The following is an 11,430-nucleotide window of genomic DNA, read 5'->3' as shown; positions in this document are numbered from 1 at the left end:
TCTTGGTTTTCTGTCCGAACCCTGGCCTGGTTTACGCGCCCGTCAGGCAGTTTCACGCATTGCGCGCGACAGAGCAAGCCTGACGTGCCCTTACTGTGGGCCAGCTTGCTGTAGCCGCCCACCAATGCGCACCATTTGAACAGATTTCGCCTGACCGTCACGGTCATCGGTTTCAACGAACACTCCGCTTAGCGTGGCCTCGCCATTAGCCGGAGTGAACCGGGCTTTGGGCATACCGGTGATAAACCGGCGCATCGGTTCCAGCTTGTCCATGCCGATGACCGAGTCATAATCGCCACACATGCCCGCATCCGTCAGATAGGCCGTGCCACCCGGCAGGATTTGCGCGTCAGCAGTCGGCACATGCGTATGTGTGCCCACAACAAGGCTGGCGCGTTTGTCGCAAAAGTGGCCCATGGCCATCTTTTCGGAAGTCGCTTCACAATGCATATCGACGATGATCGCCTGCGCTTGCCCGCCACGCGGGTGCGACTTCAGGATTGGTTCAATAGCAGAGAACGGATCATCAAAGGGGCGTTTCATGAAGACTTGCCCCAACACCTGAACAACCAGAACCTTGCGCCCGCCCGGCGCGGTGTACAACCGGTGGCCCCTGCCCGGCGCGCCCTTGGCAAAGTTCACCGGGCGCACAATACGGGGTTCACTTTCGATGAATTGCAACATGTCCTTCTGGTCGAACGCGTGATCGCCCAGTGTCAGGCAATCGGCCCCGGCATCCAACAGCAGTTTAGCGTGATCCCCGATCAGGCCCATCCCGTTTGATGCGTTCTCGCCATTGACCACGACAAAATCCAACCGCCATTCGTCGCGCAGACGCGGCAAATGTTGCTGAATGGCCGCGCGTCCGGCGCGGCCCATCACGTCACCCAGAAAAAGTATCCTCATTCGAACTGTCCTAAGTGTGGTATCTCTCAAGCACAAGTGGTTAAGCTGGCAGAATAAACCGCCAAAGCACATTATGCAGGAGATTTCCCATGCGCCCTGCCCTTCTGACCGCCGCCAGTTTGACCGCGCTTTCAGCTTGCGACCAACCTGCTTCAAACGACTCGTCCACCCAGCTGGCGAACCCGGCAGCAACCTTTTGCGTTGAAAGCGGCAATCGTTACGAAATCCGAGATGGCGAAGGCGGCCAGATCGGCATCTGCATCCTGCCCGATGGCACAGAAGTGGACGCGTGGGAGTACTTTCGCGAAAACAGCCCGACCTAAGGCGGTCAGGCCGAGAACGTCAGTACTCGGCTTTCAGTGATGACCATATCCAACGGCTGATCCGTGGGTTCCAACGGCAGCCCCTCGGCCTCTTGTGCGTCAAAGGCAAAGCCGATGGCCAGTGTGGGGCGCTTGGCGCGCAATCCCTCTAGCGTGCGGTCATAAAAGCCACCGCCATATCCCAGTCTTCCGCCTTGCGCGTCAAATGCAACCAGCGGCACAACCAGTATTTCGGGGTCAAAATAATCGTCAATCTCGGGAACCTTGGCGCCGAACGGGCCATCCTTTAGCACGCCCTCGGGTGTCCAGCGCGAAAACCGCAACGCCTGCCCGGCGGCCTGAATGACCGGCACACCGACCGGGCCATAAGCCGCGGCCTCGGCCATAGCAGGCAAAGGATCAATTTCGGTGCGGATCGGCATGTACCCCGACATCGGGACGCCGCGATGCCCCGCAAGCACTTCGGACAAACGTCCGGCGGCACCCGGCAAACGCGCATCGAATGCAGCCTTCCGGCGCGCAAATGCCGCCTTACGGGCGACGGCCTTAATTTCAGTCAGATCGGTCACAGAAGCACCACGCTGGCAAGCCCAAGAAAGATGAAGAACCCCATGACATCCGTTGTGGTGGTCACGAAAGTCCCTGACGCCAGCGCCGGGTCAATGCCCAGACGATCCAGCACAACCGGTACTACCGTACCTGCGAAGCCTGCGATCGCCATATTCACGACCAAGGCCGAGCCGATCACGACACCCAGCAAGGGTGAATCGAACCACATCATGCCGACAGTCCCCAAAACGGTCGCGAAGCACAGACCATTGAGTACTCCCACAAGCAATTCTCGCCGGATAACGCGCGCCACGTTCGATCCGGTCAGGTCGCGCGTTGCAAGCGCCCGAACCGCAACCGTCAGTGACTGCGTCCCGGCATTACCCCCCATCGAGGCAACGATCGGCATCAGGATTGCCAGTGCCACCAACTGATTGATCGCCGCCTCGAACTGCGAGATGACCAGTGACGCGCATATTGCGGTACACAGGTTGACAGCCAGCCACGGCAAGCGCCGCCTACTGGTTGCGGCGACACTGTCGGACAGCGAGCTTTCGTCGCTGACACCGGCAAGGCGTAACATGTCCTCTTCGTATTCTTCGTCCAGAACAACCATGGCGTCATCAATGGTAATCACGCCGACCAAACGCCCATCGGCATCAACCACCGGGGCGGAAATCAGGTGGTACTGGTTAAAGGCGTAGGCCACATCCTCTTCGTCCTGATCGACGGGGATGGTGTGAAATTCCTCTTCGGCGATGTCGTGCAACGGCACTTCGCGCCGGGTTGCCATCAGCTTGCCCAGCGTGACCTGTGCCACCGGTTTGAGCCGCGGATCAACCAGAACAACATGATAGAACTGTTCCGGCAAGTCATCATTGGCGCGCATGAAATCGATGGTCTGCCCCACGGTCCAATGCTCGGGCGACATAACCACCTCGCGCTGCATGAGGCGACCGGCTGAGTTTTCCGGATAGGACAGCGCCTGTTCCGCGGCGATCCGCTCGGAATCTTCCAGCGCGTCCAGGATGGCTTCTTGCTGCGGCTCTTCAAGGTCTTCCAGCAGGTCGACGACGTCATCGCTCTCCATTTCCCGCACGGCGTCGGCCAGAACGTCGGGGCGCAGGACACTGATAACCTCTTCGCGGACGGACTCATCCAGTTCGGATAAGATATCGCCGTCAAATTCCTTGTCATAAAGACGGATCAAACGCCCACGGTCATAGGGATTAATCTGTTCAAGGAGGTCGGCAATGTCCGCAGGGTGCAGCGGCTCCATCAGCTCGATCAGCTTGTCGCGATCTTCCACATCAACCGCATACAGGATCGCGGCAACTGTCCGGCGATCCAGCGCATAGACGTCTTCCTCGCTGGCGGAATCGATTACGGGTTCATCATAGCCTGTCGTCATGTCTGCCCCCGGTTGGTTCGCGCATTGCCCCTAATTAGAAGAAGCAGCTACCGGAAAACAATGACAATGCGCCGATTTACCGACAAGTTTCGCCCCACTATGCTGTTTCGCAGTCCCATACAGGCGGAGATGAACGGAAATGGCGCAAAAAACGCTGCTGAAAGGGCGTGTCCTGAGCTTCAACGGATCACCATTCGAAGGTGAGCCGACAGAGGCTGTGACAATCAGCGAAGCGGTCCTGATCGAAGACGGCCGCATATCTGCAGTCGGCGATGCTGACAATCTGATCTCTGCGAACCCCGACGCCGAAATCGTAAACCACGGTCAGCACGTGATCATGACTGGCTTTGTGGATGCGCATGTCCATTACCCACAAACCGCCATGATCGCCAGTTGGGGCAAGCGCCTGTTCGACTGGCTGAACACATATACCTTCCCCGAGGAAATGAAGTTCGCGAACCCCGACTATGCAGCCGAGATCGCCAACCGTTATTTGGATCTGACAGCCTCGCATGGCACCACAACAATGTGCAGTTTCTGCACCATCCATCCCGAAAGCGTCGATGCGTTCTTCACGGCTGCCCAGCAACGCGGGCAGCGTGTGGTGGCGGGCAAAACCTGTATGGATCGCAACGCGCCCGAAGGGCTGCGGGATACCCCGCAGACGGCCTATGATCAATCGCAGGCGCTGCTTGAGAAATGGCACGGTGTCGACCGGATATCCTACGCCATCACACCACGGTTCTCGCCCACATCCACGCCCGAGCAGCTTGAGGCGATGGGCGCACTGTGGGCCGAACACCCGCATTGCCTGATGCAAACACACCTGAGCGAGCAGACAGACGAAATCTCATGGGTTCGTGAGCTTTTCCCTGATGCGCGGGACTATTTGGATACCTACGAAAAGTTCGGGCTGCTGGGCTCGCATGGCGTTTACGGCCACGTTATCCACTTGGAATCGCGCGAACGTGACCGGCTACGCGAGGTTGATGCCTCGCTGATCCATTGTCCGACTTCAAACACCTTTATCGGATCCGGCTTGTTCGACATGGACGGGCTGATGCGCGAAGGGCACCGGGTTGGTCTGGCAACAGATACCGGCGGTGGGTCGAGCTTTTCAATGCTGCACACGATGGCCTCGGCCTATGAAATCGGGCAACTGCGCGGCTCGCCCCTGCACGCGGCGCAACTGCTGTGGCTGGGAACGGTTGGCTCGGCCCGTACGCTACGGATGGATGATTGCATCGGCAATGTCGCACCGGGGATGGAGGCTGATCTGGTCGTGCTCGACCTCGCGTCAACCCCGGCAATTGCCCAGCGTGAAGCCTGCGCCGATGACCTGTGGGAGGCGATCTTTCCTACGATCATGATGGGCGACGACCGGGCGATTGCTGAGGTTTGGATCGCCGGTCGCCGCGTGTCTTCCTAGGCCTGCAAAGCGCGGGCCAATTGGGTCTGCCGTTCGATCACGCGCGGCAGGTCCAACGTCGTGACATGCCCGTCGCGCACGATCTGGCGGCCTTCAACAAACAAGTGTTTCACCTTCATCGGTCCGGCCAACAGCAATGCGGCCGGGTCCCAGCTGCCTGCACTTTCGATACCGCGCGTGTCCCATATGGCGATATCAGCGCGCTTGCCGGGCTCTAGCCGACCACAATCAGGGCGGTTCAGCACGTCTGCCCCGCCGCGTGTCGCGATTTCCAACGCTTCGCGTGACGACATCGCATCCGCGCCATTGGCAACGCGCTGCAGCAGCATGGCCTGTCGGGCCTCGAGGATCAGACTGCCGTTATCGTTGCTGGCCGAACCGTCGGCGCCCAGACCCACCGGAACCCCGTGATCACGCATGGTTCGAACCGGTGCGATACCGGACCCCAAGCGGCAGTTTGAGCACGGGCAATGCGCCACGCCCGTTTGGGTTCTGGCGAACAGATCAATCTCGGCCCCGTCCAGTTTCACGCAATGCGCGTGCCAGACGTCTGATCCGGTCCAACCCAGATCTTCGGCATATTGACCAGGGCGGCACCCGAACTGCGCCTGCGAATACGCTATATCCTCATCATTTTCCGCCAGATGAGTGTGCAGCATCACACTTTTGTCGCGCGCAAGGATTGCTGTGTCGCGCATCAGGTCCCTGCTGACGGAAAACGGGGAGCAAGGTGCCAACCCTACCCGGCACATCGCCCCATCGGATGGATCATGAAACGCGTCAACCACGCGGACCATATCGTCGAGGATATCGGATTCGACCTCGACCAATGCATCTGGCGGCAACCCGCCGTCGCTTTCCCCGATACTCATCGCTCCACGAGTCGGATGAAACCGCAAGCCAATTTCGGCGGCGGCAGCGATCGTATCGTCCAGGCGCGCGCCGTTGGGGTAAAGGTAAAGGTGGTCAGAGCTGAGCGTACAGCCCGACAGAGCCAATTCAGCCAGACCAATCTGAGCCGACACAAACATCTCTTCAGGGCCGAACCGGGACCAGATCGGATAGAGTGTCTGCAACCATCCGAACAGCAGTGCATCCTGCCCGCCCGGCACAGCCCGCGTCAGGGTTTGGTACAGATGGTGATGGGTATTCACCAGCCCGGGCGTCACAACACAACCCGCAGCATCGTGGATCTCACCGTCAGTTTGCAAGTTGTGGCCGATCTGCGCGATCTGCCCCCCCACGATCAGAATGTCTGCGCCCGACAACTCATGCCGCGCATCATCCATCGTCAGAATGGTATCTGCATTTTTGATAAGGATTTCGGTCAATTCGCCCTCCTGCAACAGCCCGTCTCATGCAAGAAGTGCAAAGGCTGGCGGAAAACGGGCATAAGAACCAGCCGCGTAAAACCTACCCGACCGGCCAAATTGCGGCAACCAGTTTCAATAGTTGCGCAGGATTTCCAGTGCGACCGCGTGCAGTTCGGGATTCGCCGCCGCCAGAGCCCGCCCGCCATTATGGGCCGGACCGCCCCGCCAGTCAGTCACAACCCCACCAGCAGCCTCGATCACTGCAATGGGGGCCTGAATGTCATAGGCGTTCAGGCTGGATTCGATCACCAGATCAACCTGCCCCGCCGCCACCAGCGCATAGGCATAACAATCCATGCCATAACGGGTCAACTTTGCTTGCCGGGCCACCGCTTCGAACCCTGCGCGGTCCTCAGGTGTGCCAACCTCGGGGAAGGTCGTAAAAACAACCGCCTGATCCAAGGCGGATGTCGAGCGTGTCTTCAACGGTGCCGTTCCGGATGGGCCGGTGAACTGCGCGATATCCGCCGAACCCACAAATCGTTCGCCGATATAGGGCTGGTCGATCACCCCCATAATCGGGCCGTCAGTTGTGCTCAGAGCAATCAGAACCCCCCAAGTCGGAGTACCGCTGATGAAACCGCGGGTACCGTCGATGGGGTCCAGAACCCAAGTTCGTCCGCTGGAGCCTTCTTCGCGACCGAACTCTTCGCCAAAAATGCCATCTTCGGGCCGATGGCGCGCCAGAACCGCGCGCATCGCCTTTTCGGCGTTTCGGTCGGCTATAGTGACGGGGTCAAACCCATCATCCAGTTTGTTCGCAGTGTGCAGACTGGTTTTCCGAAAATACGGAAGAATGGCCGCACGCGCCGCGTCGGCCATTTCTTCGGCAACTTCCAGATCGCTTAAAGAGGTCTCTTGCATGCGTAACCCGTGAGGCGCGCACGGTTTGAAGTCAACCCGCTAATTTATGCGACGTCGCTAAGAACCCGCGCCAGCTCAAAAAGGCGACGACGTTGGTTTTCGGGAATCGCGTAATAGGACCGCACGAGGTCCAGCGCTTCCTTATCCCCCATCAGATCGGCAGGAACCGACTTTTTGCCTGATGTTTCTTTTTCGGCCTCTTCCAGACCTTCAAAGAAAAAGCTGACGGGAACGTCCAATGCCTCGGCAATGTCCCACAGTCGAGACGCGCTGATCCGGTTGGCCCCAGTTTCATACTTTTGAATTTGTTGAAACTTAATACCAACTTGCTGCGCCAACTGCTGCTGGGTCATGCCAATCAGCCAGCGGCGATGCCGGACGCGCTTGCCCACATGGACATCGACGTGATGGGTCATTGGTATTCTCCTCTTTTACACACAACTACTAGGGGCGCGCGTTGCTTTTTATCGCAACACTAGCGAGTCGCACTTAACCACTCCCTAATTTGGAACATACCCCCAAAACAGCACCATAGCGCAATATTGCCGCATTTGGGTAATTTTTCAAGAAGGTTGAATTCGTTTCCCGTCACAAAGATTTAAGGTTGTGTGCTTTTGACGCTTCGATGCGTACTGCACCCGCTGTCGGGCACCCGAAAGCAACCAATGCGCCCGCAGAAATGATTGACAAACCCTGGCTGAAAAGAATCTATGCCCCAAAATTACGGAGCGCGATCATGCAGGCATTCACGATTCAATCCCAGGGAAGCGCCGCCCAATTGGCTGATATTGACCTTCCCGAACCCGGCACCGGGCAAGTGCGCATCGCGATCAAGGCCTGCGGATTGAATTTTGCAGACCTGCTGATGCAGAAGGGTACGTATCAGGACACGCCCGAGGCTCCGTTCACGCTGGGTATGGAAGTCGCGGGCGTTGTCGACAAGTTAGGTGGCGGAGTTACGCGCTTGAATGTCGGGGACCGTGTAGCCGTATTTTCCGGTCAGGGCGGACTGGCGGAATATGGCGTTTTTGATGCGAGCCGTGCAATTCCCCTGCCCGACGCAATTAGCTTTGAAAATGCCGCGGCCATTCAGATCGCTTACGGCACCAGCCACATCGCCCTTGATCACCGGGCGCATCTAAGGCCGGGCGAGACCCTTTTGGTGACCGGCGCCGCAGGTGGGGTTGGACTTACCGCCGTCGAAATCGGCAAGCTGATGGGCGCGACGGTAATTGCCCATGCCCGCGGGCAGGAAAAACTGGATGTGGCCCGCGCGGCTGGTGCGGATCACCTGATCGACGCCTCGGAAGACCTGCGCGCACGCGTCAAGGAACTGGGCGGCACGGATGTCGTCTATGACGCTGTCGGAGGGGATGTCTTCAAGGCCGCGTTCCGGGCAACCAACCCCGAAGGCCGTCTGTTGCCCATCGGGTTTGCGGGCGGCGACGTTCCCCAAATTCCGGCCAACCATCTGCTGGTAAAGAACCTGACCGTGATTGGGTTTTACATCGGCGGCTACCTGAGATTCCGACCTCAGGTCGTTCAGGACAGCTTTGACACGCTTTTCGGCTGGCTCGCCGAGGGGCGGATCAAGCCGCATATCAGCCACGTTCTTCCGCTGGCCGAGGCCGACAAAGGCATGCAGTTGCTGCGCGACCGCGTGGCCACCGGCAAAGTGGTTATTACTCCCTAACGGGCGCTTACCCCACGACAGCCTTGAGCGGTACACTGCCCAGCATACGAAAATTCTGTCGCACCAGCGCAGCCAGCGCTTCGACGACGGCGCCGCGCCCGGTCTCGCCCCCATACAGGTTGATCATGTGGGCTGGCAGTTCCGGCAACGCCCCTCCGGTATCGATCTGTTCAAGATGTGCGGGTTCGGTCCCGTCCAGCATGGCGTGGACAGCCAGATCCGCGCTGACTGTCGCCTCGATCGTGCGGTCGTTTTCTGTTTCGACGGATAGTTCCCACGGGATACCTTCGGCATCGAGGGCCGAGATCATTTGGGGCCGAAACGCGCACCGCCGCCCAACAGCCAGCGGAATCGGGTTCTTACGCCATGCTGACCCGCCCGGCGCCCCAATCCATCGCAAGGGCAACTCAGCGACGGTCTCAGATCCATCACTGGCTGATGCTTCGGTTGTCAGGATCAAATCGCACTCGCCGCGCTTGAACATTTCTTTCAGCTGAAGGGAATATGATGAAATCAGTTGCACTCGAACCCGCGGGAAGTCAGCATTGAAACGCTGCAAGACCCGCGGAATGGCCGGGTAGACGATGTCATGTGGGACCCCTAGAACGACCTCGCCTTCGTAGGCCTGATCTGTGAGCTTTGAGATCACTTCGTCATTCAGCGCGATCATGCGCCGGGCATAGGCCAGCAGCTGCTCGCCGGATGCAGTCAACGCAATTGTACGTCCACTACGGTCCAACAATTCGACGCCCAGCAACTCTTCCAACCGCTTCAACTGCATCGACACGGCGGATTGCGTCAGATGCAGAAATCCGGCGGCCCGTGTGACGCCACCTTGGTCAGCAACGGCAACGAAGGAACGGAGCGTGGTGATATCCAGATTTCGCATGTTCACAAATCCTTATGCATCTCTTCATAAATATTCATTTTCAAAATGTGACATATTGCGCCATATAAATCAAGAAAGTTGATGGAAACACGATCAACCATCATGAAACAGAGAAAGGACAATAAATATGACCCAAATAGCAATCAAACAGCACTGCACACCGCAGCGTCGCTCTTTGTTGTCCTCGCTTCGGGATGTGCTCTCTCTTCTACGCCAGCGCCAAACACTTGCCAGACTTGATGATCGCGCTCTGGAAGACATCGGCATCACCCGCCAACAGGCCGAAGCCGAGGCGTCACGATCCATTTGGGATGCGCCAGAGTTCTGGCAAAAGTGATTCGACACTGCACCTTTTCTCGGTGAATGGCAGCGCGAACCGTCGGGCTGCCATTTTTGTTGCGTGTTTTAGCCAGTTTCGGGCGTTAAACCCTTGAAACACAGCCCGCACTTGCCGATATTTGCGGGGAACGGCGCCAATTTCATTGGTCCGACAAGAAATATGCAAAGGGAGACCCTTAATGGCACAATTTGACACGATCCGGACGGCGACCGGTGCGCGCGCTGCCCAGATTGACGAGGGCCTACGCGCCCATATGAACAAAGTCTACGGCACGATGTCTGTGGGCATGCTGATTACATTCATGGCGGCCTGGGCCATTTCCGGGCTTGCAACCACGACCGACCCATCGGCCGCAGCCGGGCAAATCAGCTCGGGCACCTATCTGACGGCGCTGGGTGCCGCGATCTACACATCGCCTCTGCGCTGGGTAATCATGTTTGCACCTCTGGCGTTCATCTTTGGCTTTAGCGCCGGCATCAACCGCTTGTCCGCCGCAGCTGCGCAGCTGGTATTCTATGCATTCGCAGCGGTGATGGGCCTGTCGATCAGCTGGATTTTCATTGCCTTTACCGGCATGTCGATCATTCAAGTATTCCTGATCACCTCGATCGCCTTCGCAGGGCTGTCCTTGTATGGCTACGTGACCAAGAAAGACCTGTCTGGAATGGGTACCTTCCTGATCATGGGTCTTATTGGCCTGATCGTGGCGATGGTTGTAAACATCTTCCTGCAGTCACCCGCGATGATGTACGCGATCTCGGTGATCGGTGTACTGATCTTTGCTGGCCTGACCGCCTATGACACGCAGAAGATCAAAACCACCTACCTGCAGATGGCTCATTCGGGCGACCAGGAATGGTTGGGTAAAGCCGCAATCATGGGCGCGCTGAGCCTGTACCTGGACTTTATCAACATGTTCATGTTCCTGCTGCAGCTGTTCGGCAACCGCGAATAAGACAGCCGGAATTCGATTTCAAAGGCGGGCCAGATTTGGCCCGCTTTTTTTGTTTGCCTCGTTGCATGGCATCCTGCCCAGGACGGCAAACAGGCGGCGCAGACTTATGTCGCCAAGAACAAAAAAGCCTCCACCGAGACAGTGGAGGCTTATCATTTCGTAACTGCGTGGTTCGATCAGCTGCAGTTCAGCGCAACCGCAAAACCCGAGCTGCGCGACGACGACCCCTTGCGGAACACGTCACCTGCAGGCAAGCACCCGGTAAACTGTTCGGCATTTTGGCCAAAGGCTGCGCCGATGTCGTTGTCCACGCGGGTGCTGTTGTTTGCGGTTCGAAGAACTCCGAACAAAGTGCCGTTAACGCTGACTGTGCTTAAGAACAGGTTCATGTCCGAACCGGTCAGAACGACTGAGTTTGTATCGCTGCGCCCACCGTTGTCGATCGCGACGCGGGCTATTTTTTCCGCGTCGGTCTGATCCGTTACGACCGGGATGGATGGCAACAAAGCCAGTTCCGCAGGAATATTAGTGGCGTCAGGAAGGAACGAGACCGCACCCGGAACATCCGAGAGGGTCCGGGGCTCACCATCGATGCCCGTGAAGCCAACGCCCGATCGGTTATAGGGGTCTTCACAAGCCGCAAGTGTGAAAACGGCAATTGTGGATAACAAGATTTTTTTCATGGCGACCAACATTTT

At 57.9% G+C, this 11,430-nt stretch carries 13 protein-coding genes; 5 read left to right on the top strand and 8 right to left on the bottom strand.

Annotated elements, in window-relative coordinates; genetic code table 11:
* Positions 1 to 90: 90 nt before the first annotated feature.
* Positions 91 to 906, bottom strand: a complete 816-nt coding sequence (locus RUA4292_RS06265) for a TIGR00282 family metallophosphoesterase (RefSeq protein ID WP_058276817.1) — start codon at positions 904 to 906, stop codon at positions 91 to 93.
* 89 nt (positions 907 to 995) lie between these two features.
* Between RUA4292_RS06265 and RUA4292_RS06260 the strand changes: the two genes are divergently transcribed.
* Positions 996 to 1,229: a putative hemolysin gene (locus RUA4292_RS06260; RefSeq protein ID WP_058276816.1), complete on the top strand. Its 234-nt coding sequence runs from the start codon at positions 996 to 998 to the stop codon at positions 1,227 to 1,229.
* Positions 1,230 to 1,234: 5 nt separating this feature from the next.
* Here RUA4292_RS06260 and RUA4292_RS06255 read toward each other — a convergent pair whose 3' ends face one another.
* Positions 1,235 to 1,798 carry a 5-formyltetrahydrofolate cyclo-ligase gene (locus RUA4292_RS06255; protein WP_058276815.1) on the bottom strand — a complete coding sequence of 188 codons (564 nt, stop codon included), beginning with the start codon at positions 1,796 to 1,798 and terminating at the stop codon, positions 1,235 to 1,237.
* Positions 1,795 to 3,189, bottom strand: a complete 1,395-nt coding sequence (gene mgtE / locus RUA4292_RS06250) for a magnesium transporter (protein WP_058276814.1) — start codon at positions 3,187 to 3,189, stop codon at positions 1,795 to 1,797. The genes RUA4292_RS06255 and mgtE overlap by 4 nt, the downstream gene beginning before the upstream one ends.
* Positions 3,190 to 3,328: 139 nt before the next feature.
* Between mgtE and guaD the strand changes: the two genes are divergently transcribed.
* A complete protein-coding gene (gene guaD / locus RUA4292_RS06245) occupies positions 3,329 to 4,618 on the top strand; it encodes a guanine deaminase (protein ID WP_058276813.1) in 1,290 nt (429 codons plus the stop codon).
* Here the strand turns inward: guaD and RUA4292_RS06240 are convergent.
* The 3 genes from RUA4292_RS06240 to RUA4292_RS06230 form a co-directional block, all read right to left on the bottom strand.
* Positions 4,615 to 5,949, bottom strand: a complete 1,335-nt coding sequence (locus RUA4292_RS06240; RefSeq protein WP_058276879.1) for an 8-oxoguanine deaminase — start codon at positions 5,947 to 5,949, stop codon at positions 4,615 to 4,617. The two genes, guaD and RUA4292_RS06240, sit on opposite strands and share 4 nt — an antisense overlap.
* Before the next feature lie 114 nt (positions 5,950 to 6,063).
* Positions 6,064 to 6,855 carry a histidinol-phosphatase gene (gene hisN / locus RUA4292_RS06235; protein WP_058276812.1) on the bottom strand — a complete coding sequence of 264 codons (792 nt, stop codon included), beginning with the start codon at positions 6,853 to 6,855 and terminating at the stop codon, positions 6,064 to 6,066.
* 44 nt (positions 6,856 to 6,899) lie between these two features.
* Positions 6,900 to 7,271, bottom strand: a complete 372-nt coding sequence (locus RUA4292_RS06230; RefSeq protein ID WP_058275630.1) for a helix-turn-helix domain-containing protein — start codon at positions 7,269 to 7,271, stop codon at positions 6,900 to 6,902.
* A 320-nt stretch (positions 7,272 to 7,591) separates the two neighbouring features.
* On the opposite strand from RUA4292_RS06230, the gene RUA4292_RS06225 reads away from it, so the two are divergent.
* Positions 7,592 to 8,548 carry an NADPH:quinone oxidoreductase family protein gene (locus RUA4292_RS06225; RefSeq protein WP_058276878.1) on the top strand — a complete coding sequence of 319 codons (957 nt, stop codon included), beginning with the start codon at positions 7,592 to 7,594 and terminating at the stop codon, positions 8,546 to 8,548.
* Between the two features lie 7 nt (positions 8,549 to 8,555).
* Here the strand turns inward: RUA4292_RS06225 and RUA4292_RS06220 are convergent, their stop codons facing one another.
* Entirely contained in the window at positions 8,556 to 9,437 is an 882-nt protein-coding gene (locus RUA4292_RS06220; protein ID WP_058276811.1) for a LysR family transcriptional regulator, read from the bottom strand.
* A gap of 127 nt (positions 9,438 to 9,564) precedes the next feature.
* On the opposite strand from RUA4292_RS06220, the gene RUA4292_RS06215 reads away from it, so the two are divergent.
* On the top strand, positions 9,565 to 9,774 hold the full coding sequence (locus RUA4292_RS06215; protein WP_058276810.1) for a DUF1127 domain-containing protein: 210 nt from the start codon (positions 9,565 to 9,567) through the stop codon (positions 9,772 to 9,774).
* Between the two features lie 181 nt (positions 9,775 to 9,955).
* A complete protein-coding gene (locus RUA4292_RS06210) occupies positions 9,956 to 10,732 on the top strand; it encodes a Bax inhibitor-1/YccA family protein (RefSeq protein ID WP_058276809.1) in 777 nt (258 codons plus the stop codon).
* Positions 10,733 to 10,908: 176 nt separating this feature from the next.
* On the opposite strand, the gene RUA4292_RS06205 is transcribed toward RUA4292_RS06210, so the two are convergent.
* Positions 10,909 to 11,415, bottom strand: coding sequence for a hypothetical protein (locus RUA4292_RS06205; protein WP_158506973.1), 507 nt, complete (start codon positions 11,413 to 11,415; stop codon positions 10,909 to 10,911).
* Positions 11,416 to 11,430: the final 15 nt, after the last annotated feature.

The sequence above is a fragment of the Ruegeria atlantica genome, from assembly GCF_001458195.1.
In the GTDB taxonomy this organism is placed as follows: domain Bacteria; phylum Pseudomonadota; class Alphaproteobacteria; order Rhodobacterales; family Rhodobacteraceae; genus Ruegeria; species Ruegeria atlantica.
The sequence above is the reverse complement of the archived record's forward strand: the minus strand, read 5'-3'. Positions and strand labels throughout refer to the sequence as shown.